General features: G+C 68.7%; 13 protein-coding genes. 4 read left to right on the top strand and 9 right to left on the bottom strand.

Annotated elements, in window-relative coordinates; all coding sequences use genetic code 11:
• Positions 1-18: 18 nt before the first annotated feature.
• The 3 genes from ASC60_RS31905 (at position 19) to ASC60_RS31895 (ending at position 4,749) form a co-directional block, all read left to right on the top strand.
• Positions 19-591 (top strand): putative phosphothreonine lyase domain-containg protein, encoded by a 573-nt coding sequence (locus tag ASC60_RS31905; protein WP_159043359.1) that lies wholly within the window; start codon positions 19-21, stop codon positions 589-591.
• Between the two features lie 1,999 nt (positions 592-2,590).
• Positions 2,591-4,159, top strand: a complete 1,569-nt coding sequence (locus tag ASC60_RS31900) for a DNA-binding transcriptional regulator (protein ID WP_055557101.1) — start codon at positions 2,591-2,593, stop codon at positions 4,157-4,159.
• On the top strand, positions 4,159-4,749 hold the full coding sequence (locus tag ASC60_RS31895; protein WP_055557099.1) for a hypothetical protein: 591 nt from the start codon (positions 4,159-4,161) through the stop codon (positions 4,747-4,749). Before ASC60_RS31900 ends, ASC60_RS31895 begins: the two co-directional genes overlap by 1 nt.
• Before the next feature lie 159 nt (positions 4,750-4,908).
• Here ASC60_RS31895 and ASC60_RS31890 read toward each other — a convergent pair whose 3' ends face one another.
• Together ASC60_RS31890 and ASC60_RS43815 are read right to left on the bottom strand one after the other, a co-directional pair.
• On the bottom strand, positions 4,909-5,316 hold the full coding sequence (locus tag ASC60_RS31890) for a hypothetical protein (RefSeq protein ID WP_159043357.1): 408 nt from the start codon (positions 5,314-5,316) through the stop codon (positions 4,909-4,911).
• A gap of 85 nt (positions 5,317-5,401) precedes the next feature.
• Complete coding sequence (locus ASC60_RS43815) at positions 5,402-6,229, bottom strand: DUF742 domain-containing protein (protein WP_267892842.1); 828 nt, start codon at positions 6,227-6,229, stop codon at positions 5,402-5,404.
• A 1,776-nt stretch (positions 6,230-8,005) separates the two neighbouring features.
• Between ASC60_RS43815 and ASC60_RS41875 the strand changes: the two genes are divergently transcribed.
• On the top strand, positions 8,006-8,170 hold the full coding sequence (locus ASC60_RS41875) for a hypothetical protein (protein WP_159043356.1): 165 nt from the start codon (positions 8,006-8,008) through the stop codon (positions 8,168-8,170).
• A gap of 416 nt (positions 8,171-8,586) precedes the next feature.
• Here the strand turns inward: ASC60_RS41875 and ASC60_RS41870 are convergent, their stop codons facing one another.
• The 7 genes from ASC60_RS41870 to ASC60_RS31845 form a co-directional block, all read right to left on the bottom strand.
• Positions 8,587-9,537 (bottom strand): TniQ family protein, encoded by a 951-nt coding sequence (locus tag ASC60_RS41870; RefSeq protein ID WP_159043355.1) that lies wholly within the window; start codon positions 9,535-9,537, stop codon positions 8,587-8,589.
• A complete protein-coding gene (locus tag ASC60_RS31870; RefSeq protein WP_055557092.1) occupies positions 9,534-10,517 on the bottom strand; it encodes a TniB family NTP-binding protein in 984 nt (327 codons plus the stop codon). The genes ASC60_RS41870 and ASC60_RS31870 overlap by 4 nt, the downstream gene beginning before the upstream one ends.
• A gap of 98 nt (positions 10,518-10,615) precedes the next feature.
• Positions 10,616-12,778 carry a Mu transposase C-terminal domain-containing protein gene (locus ASC60_RS31865; RefSeq protein ID WP_055557091.1) on the bottom strand — a complete coding sequence of 721 codons (2,163 nt, stop codon included), beginning with the start codon at positions 12,776-12,778 and terminating at the stop codon, positions 10,616-10,618.
• On the bottom strand, positions 12,775-13,539 hold the full coding sequence (locus ASC60_RS31860; protein WP_079038754.1) for a TnsA-like heteromeric transposase endonuclease subunit: 765 nt from the start codon (positions 13,537-13,539) through the stop codon (positions 12,775-12,777). Before ASC60_RS31860 ends, ASC60_RS31865 begins: the two co-directional genes overlap by 4 nt.
• A 167-nt stretch (positions 13,540-13,706) precedes the next feature.
• Positions 13,707-16,349, bottom strand: a complete 2,643-nt coding sequence (locus ASC60_RS31855) for a Helicase associated domain protein (RefSeq protein WP_055557087.1) — start codon at positions 16,347-16,349, stop codon at positions 13,707-13,709.
• Positions 16,350-16,363: 14 nt separating this feature from the next.
• Positions 16,364-19,045: a DEAD/DEAH box helicase gene (locus tag ASC60_RS31850; protein WP_055557213.1), complete on the bottom strand. Its 2,682-nt coding sequence runs from the start codon at positions 19,043-19,045 to the stop codon at positions 16,364-16,366.
• 151 nt (positions 19,046-19,196) lie between these two features.
• Complete coding sequence (locus tag ASC60_RS31845) at positions 19,197-19,970, bottom strand: hypothetical protein (RefSeq protein WP_234357219.1); 774 nt, start codon at positions 19,968-19,970, stop codon at positions 19,197-19,199.
• Positions 19,971-20,450: the final 480 nt, after the last annotated feature.

The following is a 20,450-nucleotide window of genomic DNA, read 5'->3' as shown; positions in this document are numbered from 1 at the left end:
TCGTGTACGGTGCCGATCGTGGACGTCAAGACCGCCCCATCGGCCCAGCCCGAACCCCTCACCGGCACCAGCCCCTCACGCGAGGCCGCCGAGCACTGGCTGTGGGCCGCCTCCCCAGGCACCCCCCTGGCCGAGGGCGGCCACCCCCGGAGTGGAAAGTGGATCTGGTTCACACCGCTCAGCCTCCTTGACCACTCCTGGACCACAATCCGCGCCGCAACCGAAGACGGCCTCCTTGGCCACCGCAGCAAGACAGCCACGCTCATCAACACCCGCACCAAGAGCGATGACACACGCCGCCCCATCTGCGTCTACACCCGCGACTGGCGCGACATCGACGACGTCCAACGCGTTCTGACCAGCCTGCGGGCCATCGGCATCGTCGACGTCCTGCTCTACAAGACCAACAGCGACACCCTGCGGGGCCGCTACGGCACCGGCGCCAGCACCTTCGTCGCGCCGGCCACCAAGATGAAACTGGTCATCCCCAAACGCACCCGAGAAGCACTCGAGCACCACCATGCGGCACGAGCCCAGGCCCGTAGGACTGCTGCGGCACGCAGGAAGGCGCCAGTGCCCAAGCTCACCTGAACACGCTGCCTCTCCTTCCTCACAGGAGGAGAGACGCTGGTGCGGGGTGAACCATCGCTGGGGCGCCGGGCAGGTACCTCGGTGCAGTCGACGGCGCGGACGACGCCCTGGCCGGGCCCGCGGCCGCCGTCCAGCTTCTGCAGGACCCAGCCGGTTGGCTGGCGCGGCCCGGGAATCTGCCGCTCCGCCTTGCGGCGGTGAGTGGGGGCCTGCCCTACACGCCCGGTGGCATGACGCTGGCGCGATGTGGTCGCCGCGGCTGCCTGAACCTGACTCGCGGCAGGGCGACCGATCGTGTCTGTTGTGACGTGTGTGAACTCGATGCCCTGCAGACCCCGGCAGGCTCTCGAAGCCGTCCTCGCGGCGCCGCTGGCACAGCCAGTCGGCTCGCCGGAGGCCGCGTCGGCGCCACGCAGCGAGGACCGGCGGTCAGGGCTTGCCTTGCTGCGTCGTACGGAGGCGGCGGAGGCCGAGGCGCGGCAGGCGTACCAGACGGCAATGCGTAGTCGGCACCGTTATGGCCCCCGAGCGGAGACTGAGGCGGTCGTCGAAGGCTGGCGAGCAAGCGCGGCAACGGGTCGCGGAGCATTTGCTGACCCACCCGTACCGCCGAGCTGCAGGCAGCGGAGCCTGCTCCTACGGCGCCTGCTGAGCCTGCTATCGAGGGTGGGGGAGAGCATGCTGGCGCGAGGGCAGGTCATCGTCCGACGTTGGTACGGGTGCGCCGTAAGTCGCCGCCAGCGAACCCCGTCGCAATGTGTCTGGAGTCACAGAAAATCATCTTCCTTCTCCGCTTATGGGCGGCCTCCAGTCTCTTTTCCTGTCTGACCTGGGGGTTCCGAAATGGTGGCCGAACGGCTTCACCGAGGTGGTGAGCGGTTCCATCTCGATCCACTCGGCCACCACCGAGGTGGAGGTGCTGACGCCACGTCATGGCAGCTCACTGGCCCGCTAGTCTGATCCCTGTCGCCACCTCCGACGGCCGGATCGGGGCGGGGTGTGCACGAGTCAGCGTTTCGTGCACACCCTGCCCCGATTCGCTCGACAGAGAGGAGACAAAGTGCCGGATCCATTAGTCGGACATGAGGCTGGCAGTCAGCTAGCTGACGAGGGCCGGGGAGGGGTGCAGTCAGCACCCCGCACGTTCAGTCGGATCATCCGGGCTGCCAGGCGGGCCGGGATCGTCGTCGCTACCGCGGCCATCTCGGGCGCGGTGGGCGTGGGGATCCAGCTGGCGGTCCCATTTCAGGGGTCTGAAGGCGGCGACTCCGTGCGACTCTGCTGTGTCTATACAGCAGAACGGCCCGACGAGAGCCGGGCCGTAGTGCACTGCAGTTAAACAGAAAGTCTGAAGACGTCTGGCGCTTACGGGTTCACGGCCCTGGCGTCAGGCGTCTTCGCTGATTCGGGCGGGGTGTTTCTCCGAGGAGAGGTGTCCGCCGTTGGCTGCCATTGGCAGCCAACGGGAACAACAATACCGGCTTTGGCACGGCGTGTGTCAGGAGCCGGGCTACAGCACCCCGATCATGGCGTTGCCTCCCAGTCGTCGGTGCCCTCGATAGCCCTCCATGACGGCGAACCCGTCGACTGGATGAGGCGACCGCTCGGGCGATGACCGCTGGCCTCCGGGGCGCGATCGCTGATGTTCGTCGCTCGGTCGCCGCCCTTACCGACTGGGTCCGTGCTGCGCACATCGCCCGGGCGTGGCTGTCTCTCGGCTACAAATCGTGGGCGTCGTAAGCCGAAGCCGAGTTCGGTATCAGCCGCGCCCAGGCGTACCGGCTGATCGATATCGCCCGCGTCCTCGCCCTCGCCGGTGGCTGGCGCGCCCTGCGTGGCACCGTCCTCTGACCCCGCCCTGCCGTAACTCACCGGGTCGAGTCGGGTTGCGCCCAGATGCTGATCATCGCAGGCTCGGCGTACCGCTCCATGCAAATAGATGCCTAATGAATGCCTAATCAATTGGCGATATATGCCTAGTGAAGTGTAGTGTTGAGGTATGAGCGATGAGCAATTCGACAGCGTGGAGGCGCTGTTGGAGGAGGCGCGGCTGACGGCGCGGATGCCGGAGCCGGCCGAGCGGCTGCGGCTGCGGCAGGCCGCCGGCCTCTCCCGCGCCCAGGTCGCCGCAGCGGTGGGTGTCGGGCGGCAGACGGTCGCCAATTGGGAGGACGGCACCACCGATCCGCAGCCGCCAGGGCGCTTCAAGTACCTGCGACTGCTGGAGGGCCTGGCCCGGATCCACCCCGCCCCGGCCCAAGCACCTGCCGAGACCGCCGCCCCGGACAGCGCCCCAGCTGCAGAGTTCGCCGTCCCTGAGACCGCGTGGGGCCCCAGCGGGCGAGCCGTCCAGGGCGAGCCCGGCCCCTGCGTCCGCTGTGGTGTCACGACGCCCTACAAGGCCACCGACGGCCGTTCCCTGCACCCCGGTGCCATGTGCCAGCCCCCCGCCGCCGCGGCGCCCCAGGCCGCCGCCACGCCCGCGCCCGCCCCGGCCAGCGCGCCCGCACCCGCTCCGGCCACTGCGCCGTCACCGGTTCCGGCGCCGGTGCCCTCGCGGCCGCAGCGCCGGGCGAAGTCCGCGGCCCGTGCCCAGGCGGAGACCGCCGGCCTCATCGGCCGGGCTGTGCACGAAGAGCTGGAGCGCGCCGAAGGTGACACCGACGCCGCCATGAAGGCCCTGATCAAGCGCGCCATCCCCGACGTCATGCGCCTGTTCGAGGAGACCCGGGCCACCGCCCGCTACACCTACACCGCCTACCCGGCCCTGCCCGACATCCTCAAGAAGCCCTCGAAGAAGGAGCCGGACCAGATCTGGGAGGCCCGCCCCAACTTCCACCACCCCGACTACTCCCTCAAGATCGCCGGGAGTATCGGGGTCACCGCCCTGGACGTCAACGCCGCCTACCTCTCCGCGCTGAAGACCTGGCTGCCGATCGGGAAGCTGGAGCACTCCACCGGCACCGGCGGCGTGGACCCCAAGCGCTCCGGCGTCCACCTGATCACCCCCTCACCATGGGACCACCCGCACCTGCCCGACCCCCTCGGCGACCGCGACCAACCCGGCCCCCTCTGGATCACCAACGCCACCCTGCGCCTCCTGCTGCGCCTCTCCACCCCGAAGCACGGGCTTCTCGACCCACCGGTTGTTCACGAGTCGTGGACGTCCGGAGCGACCGAGAATTTCCTGGACGCCCTGCGCAAGACGCTGACCGCGGCGCGGGAGACGGCTATCGCCGAGGACGACACCATCACCCTGGAATACATCAAGGCGATGTATTCGAAGTTCATCTCCACGATGGGTGAATCAATCCACAACCGCGAGATGATGCGCCCGGACTGGATGCACATCATTCACAGCCAGGCGTACGCCAACCTCTGGGGCAAGGCGTACAAGGCCCACCAGGCCGGTCTGGACGTCATCGCCATGGTGGGCACCGACGAACTGCACGTCACCGGCGACTGGCGGCAGGTCTTCTCCGAGGGACGGGGGGTCGCCCAGATGAAGATCAAGTACAGCGACGCCAAGGCGTCCGCTGAGTACACCATCGGCAAGGCGGCCCGCTGATGGCCCGCACCGGCGGCCGCTGGAGGGACCTCGGCACCTTCCGTGCCCGAGGCGTCCCGGGGTGGGAGGCCCTGGCCGAAGGCATCGACCGGATGGTCACCGGCATCGAGTCCCCCGTCGGCTCCGAGCGCGGCCTGGCCGCCCGCCTGCGCTACCTCACCGCCAGCGACGCCGGCTACGAGGCCATGGACCGTGCGGGCGTCCACGTCCGGCCCCGCACCCTCATCGCCTGGCTGGCCGAAGAACAGACCCCCAGCAAGGCCAACCTCGCCCGCCTGGACGCCGCGTACTGGGACCTGCGCCGCCGCAACGTGGCCGCCGACCTCAAGCGCCGGCTCGACAACCGCGGCCGCGGAACCCGCATCGAGATCGACCCGGTCGACCAGACCGCCGTCGAACGCAGACACCAGCGCGATCTGGAGACCCGCAACATCAACGTACGCGGTGTCGTATGGGACCGTGTTGTCGACGCCTGGATCGCCCACGACACGCAGGGACTCGAAGCCATCTGGGACGACATCATCCAAAGCAGCCTCGGCACCGACTGGGACGCCTACACCCACGTCTCTTCCATCGGCTGGGCCGCCTGAAGGACGCGGTGGGGCTCGTGAGGAACACTACGGTGGCGGCGATGCCGTCGGGGCGGCCGCGCGGGGGGCGCACCGCCGCCCACCGGCGACGCCCCGACCGTGCGCTCACTTCCCACCAGCGTGGCACCGGACGACACGCTCTGACACCAGGTTTCGACGTCAAGGACATCCATCGCGTTCGTACGGTTCGTGGAAAGGGACCTCGACGGCATGGCGCCGCTGACGGTCGCCGGTGAGCGCGACGATCCGGCGGACCGGTACCGCGATGGACGGGTGGCCGCCGGTGGGGGAGAACCCCAGGTCGCCGGTGCCGGGTTCGAGGGAGGTCACGGTGCCGCATAGGCGGCGCAGGGCGGTGTCGGGCCGGGGCTCGCATTCGACGTCCAGGCACAGGGGCCAGTCCTTGAGCCTCAAAGCTGCTGTGGCGGTGCCGCCGGGGTGGTCGTCGGGTACCCAGCTGTACTTGCCCACAACCAGCTTGTTGTACCGGGCGGTCGGGTCAGGATCGCTGTGAAGTGCCTGCATCGCGCGTTGGGCGCTGCGCCGTGCCGCCCGGGCTTCGGACACCAGGGGAGTGGGCTGCGCGCCGGGCCCGTCGTGCTCGGCATCCGCGGGCAGGTAGGGGTGCCGCCCATCGCGGTGGTGACGTCGTTCATGCCCACTCAACTCCCAGCTCGACAAGGGCGGCTGTGACGGGGCAGTGATGTTCAGGTGGTGTGGCTGTTCTGGTCTGGTGTTTCGTCTTTCGGTTGGGATTTGGGGCTGGGGTCGGGTTGTGTTTCTGGTGTGATGGGCGGGGTCTGGTGGCGTGTTCGGTTTGGTTGTTCGGCTGGTTGGTCTGCGGTTTTGTAGTTGTGTGGGAATGATCTTGGTTTTTCGGGAGGATCGTCTCTTTGTCGCCGTCCACTCCTGCCTCGTTGCCGGTGTGGACGATTGAGTTGTCCGGGGCTCGCAGATTGTTGAAGAAGACGAAGTACTGGTCCGAGTACACCTGCCCCTCCTTCGCTCCGATCGCGGCCGCGTCCAGATCGAAGTCTGTGCCGTTGCAGTCAGGGACCTCCCAGCCCAGGCCGACACTGAGCGTGATCCCAGATGCCTCTGGTGTCAACTCGATGCTGCCGCCCTTGTCGAGCGACGCGAGCACTGCATCTGATTGAACAGCCACAAGACCGGCTTCTAAGAGATCCGCTACCAGGATCCTGGCGACCCCGAGAGGAAGGGAAAGCTGATCAGCTACTTGGCTGATGTCGTGTGGCTCGCGGCAGAGGTGGCAGATGCGTTGATGTTCGGGCAACAGCCCGGCGATGTGTGAGGCGTCCGCTGTCGTACGGACGACGGTTTCGATCGGAAGGGCGTAGCGCGGTGGTGCCGCACGTCCGCCGGTCATTGCGAACGGGCGTACGAAGTTCCTGTCCTCCGCCGTGTACCAGTTGGCATCATCCGTGCCTTCGCTGGTTTCGTCCTGACCGTCACTGGTCAGCAAGCCTGCCGGTCGTGGACGCGCGGTAAGGGCGACCTCGCGAGTTGCAGTTTTCTCTCGCTGGCGATGTGCGCGCTCGATTGTTTCGGCGTCGGCGCGCCGGAGGTGGCGGAGTGCTTCCGCCAGGAGCGGCAGTTCGTCCAGGGGCCGGTCTCGACAGGCTGCATCCAGGATCCATTGAGCGTCATGCTCGTCCACTCGTGCGAGGACCTCAAGCACCTCCACCGGGGGACAGTCCCGTCCCACGGCGCTGAGAACCTGGTATGCGTCAGAGTGCTGCTCCGCATCACGCAGGGATATCACAGCGTCAACGATTGCCGATGCCACCCAAGTGCGGGCCACCTGATTCAAGATGTGGTAGAGCTCAGCATCGCGTTCAAGGCTGCGTAGTCCGCCAATCAGTGCGGGCATGTCGCCAGCCGAGGTGTTGGCTGCCACATCAAAGATCAGCTGGGTGGCATGACTGGTCAGGCCCCCCTCGTGTATCAGGGCAACTGTCCGCAGGGCCTCTGCGGTGGACAGCGCCCGACCTGCCCGTCGGAGAAGGCTCTCAACGTGACTCTGGCCCCCACCCATGTTCACCAGTGACTGGAGGTTGGAGAAGACCTCTTCCGGCGTCAGCGTGACGTCCTCTGCTGCAGAGTCCGGAGCATTGTCCGAGAAGTTGTCCGACGCATCGCCCGAGGTAGGGGCGTTGTCCGGCTGGTTGTCCAGGTTAAGTTCGTCGGCCAGCTGATCGAGACGGTCGGCACGGTCGTCGAGGTGACGAGCGGCCATGACGAGCGCCACATCAATGTCATCGGCCGCGCTAATCAACGCGTCCTGTGAACCGGATGTCGAGGCCGGCAACCGGGCAGCTTCACCCAGGGCTGGGCCGGGAACCTCACCGCGAAGGCGTTCGAGTTCCTCGGCCAGCAGGCGTACTTGCTCGGCAGCCTCTTCGGCGAGCCGATCAGCTTTCTGACGCTCAGCACGAGCGCGCTCCAGCTCCGACTCCGCCGTGACCCGCTGCTGCTCACTCCGTGCCAGACGCTCATGCACTTGTTCCAACTCAGTGTCCACGGAACGGGGGGCGCGTACACGGTCCCGTTCCCGGGCCAGCGCGTCGATGTCGCGGTGCAGCTTGTCCACCATGGCCAACAGCACCAGCACCATCTGGTTGGCATCATTGCGCTCGCGCTCCAGCTGCGCTGCACGTTCCATCGCCCGCACCAGCTTGTCGGAGACCGCAAGCGACCTTTGCTGCACGATCACAAGTTCCGCTTCAGCAGCGGAGCTACCAGCTCCTGTGCCGTTCGCAGCGCTGGCCGCGCCCTGCCGGGCAGCGTCGGCCTGGGCAAGAAGCCGATCCCTGTCAGCTACGTCCCGTGAGCAGATGTCTGCTATGGCCTGGACAAAGTCCTCCCGCAACCCGACGCCCGCCAGACGCTCAGACATCGTGGATCGGCTAGGGACGCGTGCGTCAGTGAAGTGCTCTGGCGTCAGTCGCCTTAGCACGTCATCCACCCGCATGCCCGCCCGATCCAGCCACTGCCTCAGCACCTGAGCGACAGCGTTGGCTTCGTCAGATGGCCCTTTCAACGGCCCCCATGGACGAGTCCGCCTGCCCCCACTGATCACGCAACCCCCCTGTCCAACGAACAACCTGCCCTTGTCCGGGCTTGTCCAGACCAGGGTCCGAACAAGTAGACCAGGTCCCATTCACCCCAGGAGCGTTAAGGCGTCATCACACCGCATCTGGCCTCTCGGCCCGAGCCAATGCAGGAGCCCAACTCAATGAACACCCTTCAGCACGCCTTCAATCTCGCTATCCACGGCTTGCTCACGGAGCTTCCCGCCCAGCTCATCACAGCGGCGGTGACAGCTGCCACCGCCGCTGCCATCCGGGCCTGGAAGAAGCGACAGGCTACGGCCGACGCCGAGAGCAAGGCGGAACGATAGGTAACGCCCTTCTCCCCATGCATACCAAGCGGGGCGAGGTCGGCACGTCGCTGGGGACGGTGCGTACTCGGCGGCGTGCCGTGCCGCGTTCCCCATACCCAAGCTCCCCGCCTTCGCTATGCCGCTGCCCAGCCGAGCCCGAGGTTGGCGAGCTGCTGGTGTGACGGGGCAGTGATGTTCAGGTGGTGTGGCTGTTCTGGTCTGGTGTTTCGTCTTTCGGTTGGGATTTGGGGCTGGGGTCGGGTTGTGTTTCTGGTGTGATGGGCGGGGTCTGGTGGCGTGTTCGGTTTGGTTGTTCGGCTGGTTGGTCTGCGGTTTTGTAGTTGTGTGGGAATGATCTTGGTTTTTCGGTAGGTGTGGTGGTGCGTCTGTAGGCGACTGCGCTTTCTGGCGGTTTCAGGGGTCGTTTGTGCTGGTCAGCGGCGTGTGTGGGTGAGGTAGGCGCGGAGTGGGTCGTGGACGGCGGGGGTCAGGTGGGCCAGGCCGAGGCGACGGGCGATGAGTGCGAGGGCGTCGTCGGTGGTGTGGCGTGGTTGGTGGGGCAGGGTGGCGAGTGCGCGGGCGAGGGCACCGGTTTCGGGATAGATCACCAGGTCGCGGGTGAGTAGGGCGGGGGAGGCGCTGCCCGTGGTGGTCAGGTGGTCGTTGGTGGCGATCAGCTGGCCCAGGCGGGTGTGCCAGCGGTGGGTGAGGTGTTGCTGGTGGTCGTACCAGCGGGTGGTGATGGCGCGTGCCGTGGTCCAGGCGGTGCTGGCGCGGGGGTGTCGCAGCAGGCGCTGGTGGGTGTGGTGCGCGGCGGCGAGTTCGGGCACGGCCCAGGTGTGAATGGTGGAGGTGAGCCTCGGGTCGGGAGCGGCTTGGTGATGGCGGGGGCACACCAGCCGGTACGGCGGTGGGTGTATCCAGGCAGTGTGGGTTGCGCCGTGGCTTTGGTGGCGGGTGCACAGGGTGCAGGCAAGTACGGGCTGCTGTTCTGCTTCGAGTCGTTTCCAGCGTGCGGTCGCCGCGGTGGAGTGGGCGGCGTCGCTGAGGTGGGGCAGGGCACGTGTCAGGTGGGGGAGTGGGATGCGGGCCAGGGCGGCGAGGTGCCGGGCTGCACCCGGAGTGAGGATGAGTTCGGCGGTCGGTGGCGTGCCGTGGGGGTGGAGGGTGATGTCGGCACCATCGAGGAGCTGGGGCAGCGTCAGCCGGTATGCCCCGGCGAGGCGTTGTACGTATGAGGCAGTCGCTTCCCCAGGCAGCGGCCGTACACCGAACACGCCCGGTGCTGCTGACGGGATCTGCCGCCATGCCCCTGTGGTGACGGCGCTGCGCTGCGCGGGGACAGCTGTGGCCGCATCGCGGGCCGTGACGTCTGTCCGGCTCACGGGGTGCTGGTGCTCCTCCGGGGGCGGTTGTGGGGTCGGTAGTGCTGTTCGGCGAGGTGGTCCAGGCGGATGGTTTCGAGGGTGGTTTTGGTGATGCGTTCGGTGCCGTCGATGAGGGTGGTGATGGCGGCCTGGCGGATGAGGCGGGCGAGGCTGCCGATGCGGCCGGCGGTGCGCTGGTGCAGGTACGGACTCAGCCGGGGGAGGGTGCCGGGCTTGTGGTGGCGCAGGTCGAGTGCGGCTTCCATCGCGGTGATGAGGTCGCGGAAGGGCTCTTGGTCGCCGAGGCGGGCGGGGAAGGCGGCGCAGTCGATGAGGGAGGCGCGTCCGGCGAGCTGGGCGCCGCGCACCCCGGTGAACAGGGGTGTGGCGGTGACGTCGATGCCGGCGTAGACGAAGGTGGCGCCGATGCGTTCGGTGAGGTCTTTGATCAGGTCGGCACTCTGTGCGCCGGTGGTGGTACGGGGGTTGAGCCGGTGGACTTCGTCGATCATCACGAGCTGGACTTTGGCGGCGGTGTAGGTGTGACAGACAGAGTTGGTGATCTGGGCCTGGGACATGCCGGCGGCGACGGGGATGCCGAGGTAGCGGGCGAACTCGGTGGCCAGGGTCTTGGCGCTGGCGGCGGGCGGGACCAGGACGTAGGCGACGGGGACCTGTCCAGCTGTGGCTGTGGGGCCGTGGCGTCGGGTGTGGGCGAGGTGGCAGGCGCGGCCGACCTGGAGCAGGGCGGTGGTTTTCCCGGCGCCGGCGGGCCCGGTGACGATCAGGGACGGCCGTGCGGTGACCGTCTGGTGGCGGCCGAGAATCATCAGGGTGCGTACGTTCTTGGCGAGCGCGTCGATGGCCGGGGTGCGCACGGTGACGAACCGTGAGTGGTAGGCCAGGCGTTCCTCCAGGCTGCGAGGTGGCGCTTCGCGTGGGGGAGGAGCTGCCACGGGCGTGGTGGCGAAGGCATGGAAACCGTCCCAGGTGGTCACGGACTGCTGCTGCGCCTCTGGGGTGCCGGCACCGGCAGGGCTCGCTGCGGTGCCGGGCGGCTGGTCGGCTGCTGACGGGGAACTGCCAGCCGTCGTGTTCACCATTGCTCGGCCTCTGCTTCGGCGTCCCACAGTCCGTATCCGCCTGCTTCGGCCGGCAGTACGCCCGCGCCCTCCGGCTCGCTCGTGTCGGTCTCGGCCGCAGCGTCGACGGTGATGAGGTCGTCCAGGCTCTCGCTCCAGTCTGGGGCCGGGGCCGGTGTGTTCTCCGTATCGAGGGGGCGCCGCTGGCCTGGCAGATCGGGCAGCTGTGCTTCCGTACTTCCGGAGCGGGGGGTTCTCCGGCGGCGAGTGTTGTGCTCGGTCCCGGCGGGGTGGCGGGTGCGGCGCAGGAGCTGGTCGAGGGCGTCGGCGAGGTCGGCTTCGTGCTGGTCGCGGTCACCGCGTTGTTCGACCTCGGTCTGGATGTGGCGCCAGATCTGATCGTTGAAGGGCCGGTGGACGTGGTCGCGGTGGATCCACGGGACTTCGTGGAGCTGTCCGTCGGTGAGGCGAACCCAGATCTGGCGGGCGTCGTGGGGGTTGTGGTGGACCTCCCATTTGCCGTCCTTGCTCGCGATACCGGAGCGCTGGCCGCGATGAGGGTCGAGGACGGGGTGGTTGTAGGTGCGGTAGTCGAGGCGGATGCCGCGTTCGGTGATGGGCTGCCAGCGCACGGGCAGCAGTTCAAGGTAGTCGGCCCCAGTCAGTGGCACCGGCACGTAGCCGCTGATGGTGATCAGCGCGGCCCACATCTGGTTCGGCGTGAGGGCAGTTTTGGGCAGAACCGGGTGGCGCAGGCCGTCGTGGCGCCTGTTCTGCCACCCGCAGGTGATCCATTCGTCGAGGAAGTCCTGCAGCTGCGGGATCGTCCACCGCGCCTCGGCCGCCGTCGCGGAGCCGCGGCGCTGGGGGTTGGAGCCGGTGTGGCCGGCGACGTGCTGACAGAACAGGTCGTTGACCGAGCCGAAGGTCCGCTCCACCACGGCCTTGGCCTGCGGCCGCCTCGGAGGGGCGGGCTGCACGCTCACCCCGAGCGTCTCGCACGCGGCGATGAAGCCTTCGGAGAGATAGATCTTCCCGCGGTCGACGACGATCGTCTCGGGCACGATCACCGGGCGTGCGGCCGCGCCCTCCAGCCGCTCGTCCAGCGACAGCATCCGGTCATAGGGCACCTCGGCCCGCGACAGATGCAGTGACTTGGGCCAGGTCGGCCGGGCGGGCTGGGGGACGGCCATCTCCGCGAGAAGCAGGGCCGCGTCGACGGCTTTGGTGCTGTGCGGGCGCAGGACGGCGGCCAGGATGGAGCGGGTGGCGACGTCGACGGCGATGGTCAGCTCCGGCCGCCCCAGCGTGCCGTCCTCCAAGACGGCCATGATGTCCAGGCGGGTGGTGTCGATCTGCACCTGCTCACCAGGCCGCAGCACCACCGGCGCCGTCGAAGCGCGGGCGGGTGCGGTGGCGGTGCGTGCGGGACGTCCCGCACGATCGGCCGGGTCGGCCAGCACGTTCACCAGCCGGTAGAACGACGACCGTGACGGCAGCTCCACCACCCCCCGCCCGTGCGCATCCTCAAGGATCTGCCCGACCAGCACCTGCAGTCCCTTCACCGTCCCCTTCGACCGGCCCCGCTGGCGCCGCAGCCCCTCCAGCACCGCGGCCACGACCCGCTCGTCGGCATACCCCGTCGGACACCGGCCACGTGTCGGCACCGTGCGTTTGTCGACCAGCCCCCACAACCCCTGCTTGCGATACATGAACCGCATCCGCTGCACCGTCGTACGCGTCACCCGGGTGAAGCCGAGCGACGTCATCTCTCGTGCCTTCGAGGCCTCCCGCTGCGCCAGCGTCCACCGCTCGGGGTCGTACTCCGGCCGCATCGCCTGCCCCTCGCGGCTGCCCTCAGGGTGCGGCCACCCCGTCTCGACCTCCCGGATGTGGGGCAGCCACGCCAGCGCCCGCTGCTGGGCCGCCAGCGGCACGGTCTCGAACAGCCCCCACTGCGGCACCACGTCCGGCGCCCGCGCTCCCACCACCTCGAAACCCGGATCTGCGAACAACCGTCCCAACAGCAAGGTTTTCTCGGTGCCGTTCTCCTGCAACAGGTACACCCGCTGGCCCTGCAAGGCGGCGACCTGCCAGGTCTGCCCCTGGTAGGCGATGTGCGCGCCGACCTCCACCACGGGCCGCCGTTGGCCCAGCTGATCGCCCACCGCGCTCATCCCCTCCCCAACCCGGCGGCGCCCGCCGCCGTGATGTCCTGCTCGCCGTCGGTCCGGTGTGCGCACACCAGTGCCTGCTCACTGAGCGGCTCGTCGAGCCGCGCTACCAACCGCCCTGACCACAGGGCGTGGTAGACAGTCGGCAAGACGCGCAGCGGATCACCCACCGACACTGTTCCGTCGGCCAGAGGCCGGGGCACCGTAAACGCCTCCGCTACCGCATCCTGCAGCCCGGGCGGCCCCTCATAGCGGAGATGGCGGTAGCCGGCCAGCCATCGCAGGTTCGCAGCCATCACCGGATCAGGCGGCTCCAGCTGCCGGTATACCCAGCCCACGCGCGCACACGCGGCCTCCAGGACCACCCGCGCTCCCTGTGCCCGGTCTCCACCGGCAGCCAGGCTTGAGGGGCAGTCGGCCAGGAGGCCGGTGCCGTCCGTGTACCGGGCGAAGAGCTGGGGCACCCATGAACGCACCCGCCCGTCGGCTGGGTCCCGCCACCGCAGGCGTACCGGACGTGCGGACAGACCAGTCACTTCCGGGTGCCGGTCCAGCATCATCAGCTGGGTACGCATCGCGGCGGACCCGTGCACCACGTGCCGTCCAGTGGTCGCCGACCACCACCAACCAGGCCCCCACCGGCGGCCCGGCACCACCGGGAACGCCGACACCGGTGCCAGATCCTCGAACCGCACCGATCCGATCGCCTGCTCCCACGGCAGGTGCGCCAGGTGCCCATCGACGCTGGCGAAGGCTGCTTCCACGCCCGAACTGTCCTTCCGTACCGCCGCTGCCTCAAAGCACGCACGACGCACGCACCGTGCGATAGCCCAACAGCCAATTACGTAGGGGACGCTGCGCGGCGAGCGAACAGTCTCTTCTCACTCGAACAGGTGATTCTCGGTGGAATCTCAGACTTGCGATGCCACTTTCAGGTGCGGCCACGCGGCCCCAACCGGGCCCGGGCCGCCTCGGCGGTGATGCCGATGGCGCAGAGCAGGCGCTGCTGGTCGGGGTGGAGGGTGCCGTAGAGCGTGCACTGTCGTCTGACCCATTTACCCAGCGCGTCCTTCCGCACCGGAAGACCGCCTGCCGCGTCGGTTCGGCGGACGGCGTGCATGTAGTCGCGGGCGCGGTAGTAGTTGCGCTGCCAGTGCAGGTTCCACGGCGGGTTCCACCACGGATCGAGCGCGGCCAACTCCTGAAGGTGGGGCGAGGGCGGCTCGCCCTGCCGGGCACGCTGCTTGGCGCGATTGCGCTGGCCGAACAGCCACATGCCCAACGCGAACCCGTCCAGCTGCACCTCCCGCGGAACGGCCAGGTGCCCGTGAGTGGCTGCCCAGGCCCGGGCATGCACCAGCGCGCGTTCGAACCGGGCACGCTGGTCGGGACGCTGCCCGAGCCGTGACCGCCGCACTCCCAACAAACCCAGCGCTGCGAACACAGGAAGGTGTTCAGGCGCCACCTCCCCGTCTTCCCGGCCATCGTGCCCCTGGAGACGGTGGCGCTGTCCCAGAGCCGTTGCGGCGGTATCCGGACGGATGGACCGGTCGCCCGGTCGTGGTGCGCGTGCACGAGCAACAGAGGCGCTAGCCATGTCGGCCGGCGTTTCAGTAACGGCTGCCTCAAGCCTCAGACCGAGTTCGGCAAGGAGATCCTGCTGTGCGGCCCCGAGCGAGTCGTACTGGCGCTGCTGGATGAGCAGCCACTCCCGCGCCGCCTTGTCCATCCGGGGAAAGCACGTCGCGAGCTCCCCGCCGCCCGCGGCCTGAAGCTGCCGGCGCGCGTGCTCGTAGGAACGTTGCCAGCACAGGTGCCACGGCGGCCGCCACCACGGATCGATCCGGGCCAGGGCCTCGGCACGGTCCCCTGACAGCACCCCACGCCCCATCTGGCTGCGTCGCCCCGCCAGCCACCTCCCCAGTGGATATCCCTCGTGGACCGTTCCGGTACCGACTCCCGCCAGGCTTCCATGTTCCGCTGCCCAGGCCCGGGCGTGAGCAAGGGCCTCTTGCTCCCCGGCGCGTAGATTGCGGCGCCGGGGACGGGCAGCCCGGGCCGCCGCGGCGTCGATGCCCAATCGCGTAAGCAGCCGCTGTTGCTCGGGATGCAGATCCGGGTACCGACTGCACTGCAGATACAGCCACTCACCCAGGCCGATGCTGGTACCGGGAAATCCGGCCCGCGCATCCAGTAGCCCGTGTTCTTCAACGTGGCGCCTTGCCTGGTGGTAGGTGCGCTGCCACAGAGTCGGCCATGGCGTGTTCCACCACGGATCCAGCGCACGCAGCGCGGCACCGCGCCAGACCGGCATGTCGAGACCGTGCATGCGCTGGTTGGACATCCACTGCCCCAGCGCAAAGCCGTCCTGGAAAGTGTCGGCCCGAGTCGCCAGGTGCCCGTGCACAGCCGCATACGCCTGGGCATGCGCCAGGCCGGCTTCGAAGGCTTCGTCGGCTTGGTGGCTGTGGCCGCGTCGCCGTTTGGGTGCCGGAGCGTCTGCGGTATCGCCGTGGGCGGTCTGCTGCCGGTATGCGGCGAGCTCATCCGCCACAAGACGGGGGCGGTGCCCGGAGTGGACCGTCCACAACAGCGGCTGGCCGCTTTGCCCCGACCGACCGCTGATCTTGCTGCACTGGTACGCCCACGTAAACAGCGGGCCGTAAGTACATGACGCCAGGCGATCGGTGAGCCAGGGCCGCCCGAGATGGCTCGCCAGCTCACCGACGAGCCCAGCGACGTCAGCAAGGAGGAAGGGAAGCTGGCCACGAGCCTCGGCTGCGATCCGGCGCTGCACCGCCTCGTCAGCGAGTACCTCAGCCACCGTCACTGTCTCGGGGTAGGTGACCAAGCGGCGGCCCAGCACACGCCACAGCCCCGGCTCCTCATCATCAGGCGCAGTCGCGCGTAGGCGCGCCGGCCACGCCTGTTCTTCCGACCAGTCCTGTGTCCACCACCAGGCGGTGACCGCCTCAGCGACTTCGAATGCCTCACCGCCGGCGGGGGAGCGCCGCAGTAGCAGCCGGTGATCAGCCTGCGCGCGTACCACCTCAGGACACTCGGACAGTCTCACGACTCGGCCGCCGCTGTCTGGCACGGCCATCAGCCAGTACCGGTGCCGAGGGCACACTCGCTGATGCGCCGCCAGGTACGCGCGGGCCGATACAGGCCGCCCGGTCCGTGCGGCGACGCAGCCCGGACACGCCGGACCCCAGGCGCCGACCGTCTCCACCCCCGCATGGAGCCGGGCCGCCGGCCCTTCTCCGTAACGGCCCTGTGGCTCCTCCTGCTCCCAGGCCGGCAGTGCCCGACGCAAGTCCTCCTGCCGCACACGGCACAGCCCGGAAACCCGTTCCCGGGCCGCCGCGTTCAAGAACACTTCACTGTCGGCCCTGAGGACCCCGTCGACATTCTGCTGACCGGCCACCTCGGTTACCGCCGACAGCAGACTCCTCACCGCCAGGCCATATTCGTCCGCGACTCGCCCCAGGAACGACAGCGTCATCTCACCCTGCAGCGGAGCGACGCGAAAAGCACCAGCAGCCAGCAACACTCTCTCCCCGCCCCCGGGCATCACACACGCGCGGGTCAATCAAACAGCCCCAGATCCGCCAGCAGCTGCCGCTGCACGTCGGACAGCGACGCCTGCCGACTACGCATGTTGCTGCGCCACACCCCGAGCTTCACAGCGCATTCCTGACCGTCGAGCACGATCGTCTCTACGTGGGCCCTGGAGACCTTCACAGAGCCCGTACGGGCCTTGTACTGCGCCAAGGCCGCAAGGCCCCGCTCGAAGGCCCCGGAGACGCCCTTACGGGCCTTGGCAGGCGGTTCCTCCGGCGCGGACAGCGGCGTGACACCGAGGCCGCTCAAGCGCTCGCGCTGCCCGTCGCTCAGCTGCTCCCAGCCCTCGCGCTGCGCCGTCAGCCACGCGCCGACGTCCTGGTCGCCGAAGGTGACGCCGGGCAGGAGCTCGGCCAGCGTCGCCTGGTCCGCGATCAGGCTGGCCAGCGCCGCGTACCGGCGTTGCCAGTCGATGGGCCAGTCCGGGTTCCAGTCCGGGTCGATGGCCTCCAGCGCCCTGCGGCGGTCGGCCGCCCGTTCTTCGTCCCGGCCCAAGCCCCCGGCTTTGCGGAGATTGGCCAGCCACTGGCCCACCGCTACCCCATCCACGACCGCGTCCTTGGGCGCGGCGAGCGTCCCGTGGACCGCGTGATACACCCGCGCCGCGGCCAGGTTCTTCCAGAACCGGGCGTCCGTGACCGACCAGACCATGCCCAGCTCATCCAGCAACTCGGCGCGCCACGGCTTCAGCGTGCCCAGGCGGAACTGACGCCGCTGCTCGCTGACCCAGGCCCCCAGCGCATAGGTCCCGCCGTCGCCGTCACCTCCATCGCTTTCGGTCGTGCTGATGGGGACGACCGCGTCCAGCGGCACCTGCGCGTCGCCCTGGGCTTGGACCCACTTGCGCAGGGCGTTGTAGCCGGTCAGCCAGACCTCGGAGTCGGGCCGCAGCACGCGGGTGCGCAGGAACGCGGCGATGACGTCGGGGTTGCGCGGCAGGGAGAACCGCAGCAACGGCACTCCCGCCGCCTCCGCCCCGGCTTCTTCTTCCTCCTGGCGGCCGCTGGCGGCCGCTGTGCTCTCGGCGCTCTCTTCCAGGTGGTCTTCGCCGTGGTCCTCGGCGGCGCTGGCGCTGTCGACTGCCCCCTCTGCGGCCTGCTCGCCTTCGTCTTCGTCGGTGTCCTCGTGCTGCGGGTCAAGTGCCACCACGGAGGTGGCCTGCCCGCTGGAGGTGCTGGTCCGCAGGGCCATGCGCTCGATGATCCGGTCATCGTGCGCACGGAGCCCTTGCAGCACGGCGACCAGCGGGCGGTAGCTCGCGGAGGCCATCATGTCCTCAGGGTCCTCCCCGGGCTGGAGAAAGATGGGCACGATCAGCCGCGCGACCTTCCCCTCGCCCGGATGCTGGCGCAGACCTCGGCCGGTGATCTGCACGATCTCCACCGGAGAACTGCGGGTATCGGCGAAGACGACACCGCCGACCCCGCGCTTGCCGCGGATGTCGACGCCCTCGCCCAGCACCCGGCAGGACGCCAGGAGCCCCATGTCGGTCACCCACCCCTCGGCGTCCAGACCGTCGCCGAACCGGTCCAGCACCGCCCGCCGATGGCTCGCCGGGTGCTCCCCGCACAGCCACTCCGCCCCCACCCGCTTCGGATAGGCCACCGGATCCGTCTCGTACAGCTCGGCCGCGGTCTCCGGCAACGCGCGAGCGAACGCCATCGCATCCAGGGTGCGGCTGTGGAACGTCATCAACGACCGGGCACCGGTGGTGTCCGCGTGCTTGAGCAACGCCGCCTGCAACGCGGCCAGACGCCGGCCCCGCTGCTCCTCCACCAACGCGTCCGGCCCCGGCGCCTCGGGATCCCGGATCTCCAGCACATCCACCTCGAAACGGGCGAGAATGCCGCGCTCGATGCTCTCCATCAGTCCGAGTTCGTACAGAACCGGCCCGTACAGCTCAACGTCATCCATCGACGCCACCAGACGCCCACCCAAGCCCTCTGAACCGTCCTCAGAGCCGCTCTGCCCGCCCTTCGAGCCCATGGCCCCAGCGGCACCGGGAACGGCTTCCCACAGGCGCGGTGTGGCCGTCATGTACAGCCGCCGCACCGCCGGGATCCGCTCCTGATCGTGAACAGCCGCCCACGCCTTCCCCAGATCACCCGAACTCCGGTGCGCCTCATCGACCACCAGCAGGTCGAACGCACCCATACGCTTCCCGGACACTCCGCGCATGGCCCGCTCCAGCACCCCCCGCGCGGCCGCGCCCTCCTCGCCCTGGTCGTCCTCCGACCCCTGCGGCGAAAGGCTCGCGTACGTCGCGAAGACCACCATCGGCCCGCCCTGCGCCCACAGCGCCAACTGCGCGGGATCGGTCGTGCACCGCACGTCCAGCGCCTCCAGCAGCGAGTCAGAACCCAGACTGCACACCGCCACCGCCGGGCCCGAATGCCCCACCGCACGCCACGCCTCGACGCTCTGGGTCAACAGATCCAGCGTCGGCACCACGACCCCCACCAGCCCCCGTGGCACCATCCGCAACGCCGCCACACCCGCGGTGATCGTCTTGCCCGACCCCGTAGACGAGACGAGTTGTCCACGCAAGCCCCGGGCAGGCACAGCCCCGTCGGCAGGGGCCGAAAGTCCCTGAATGATCGCGTCCACAGCCTCTACTTGATGAGGCCGAAGCTTAATACCACTCAATTTCACGACCTCCTGCGCTGAGTAGCGGCATGCTGATTACCGATCACCGGTTTTCTTTTTCGCCCATGCCGTATTTGCACGCCTTCTGAAATCGTTTCAGCGGGGTTTCCTTGCGCCCTTTCTCCAGACGCGGGAGCGTCCTGATGCCCGGTCACCGCTCGGTCCTCGCCAGGCCGTGGTGGTCCAGGTAGGCCAGGAGGAACAGGGCCAGTGCCCGACCGGGGTCGCTGGCGTGCTCGATCCCGGGCGGCTCGCTGGTCCAGCCGAACGTGGCCTGGTGGGACCGCGGATGTACGCCGCCGTTGTGCGGGTCGGGGAAGACGACGGCGCGGGTGAAGAAGTCGTCCAGGCGGTTCAGCAGGTCCGCATCCGGGTCGTCCGGCTCACGGCCACGCACGGTGGTGATGGCGGCCTCCAGGATGATGGTGAGGTACCGCCGGCGCGCCTCCTCCTGCTGCCGGAGCTCGCTGTCCCAGCTCTCCTCGACCACCTCCACCACGCGGTACATACCCTGGTCCCCGTACAGACCGCCCGGCCCCTCCAACGCCTTCCGGGCCTTGGCGACGGCCTCCTCGACCGACCGCCCGTAGGCGTAGTTCGTCAGCAAGGCGGCGCCAGGGTGCGCCGGATCAGTCCGCTGCGCCACGATCCGATAGCGGATCAGCTCCGGGTCCGGCCCCGAAGCTGCACCGCTCTCGCGCTCCTGACCCTCCCGCTGCGCCTGGTGCCAGCGGTGCGCGTCCGGGTCGTGCTCAGGGGAGTAGGTCTCCCAACCCTCGCCGGTCATCAGGTTCCAGATGCGCCCAAGCTCGTTCCGCCGGACTGCGGCCAGCCGCTCCTCCGTACTGAGCGGCTTCGTCTGGTCCCCGTGGCCCTCCAGCCCGCCCGCGGCCACCAGCCGTTCGTGGACCTGATCCGCTGTCAATCCAGCGACCTCACGGTGGATTTCTTCCCGCGCCTGAAGGCGCATTTCGAAGCTCAACGAATTCAATTCGTCATCCTCGCTTCCATCCCGTTCGGGTGAGGTGTCCCGTGTTTTCGCCAATGGTTGTGGGCCTATCGTTCCACGCGGCGACCCGTCCCAGATCATTCCGAGGTAGCCCCGAGCGGTGGTGCTGTATTTTCACAGACTCTACCCGGCATAACGGAGTGATGCATCAGGTTCGACAGGAGTGGACACGAAAGGGGTACAGGGGGTATGGTCGCCCGTGAACGGCGCCAGAGGCGCCACGAGAGGACTGACCGAAGGGGTTGGTTCACTGCCCGCCAGAGCCCACGCCCCATCACCCAGGGGCTGGGGCAGACGGGATGACTGCTGACCCACCGCCACCCCTCTCCGTAGCCCGCCAATCCTGAACTTTCACCCAGTAAAGCAAGTTGACGGCATCCGGATGTGAACCACGTG

This window comes from Streptomyces sp. NBRC 110028, from assembly GCF_001417735.1.
Classification (GTDB): domain Bacteria; phylum Actinomycetota; class Actinomycetes; order Streptomycetales; family Streptomycetaceae; genus Streptomyces.
Note: the sequence above shows the minus strand (reverse complement) of the source record. Positions and strands in the feature narration are given on the sequence as shown.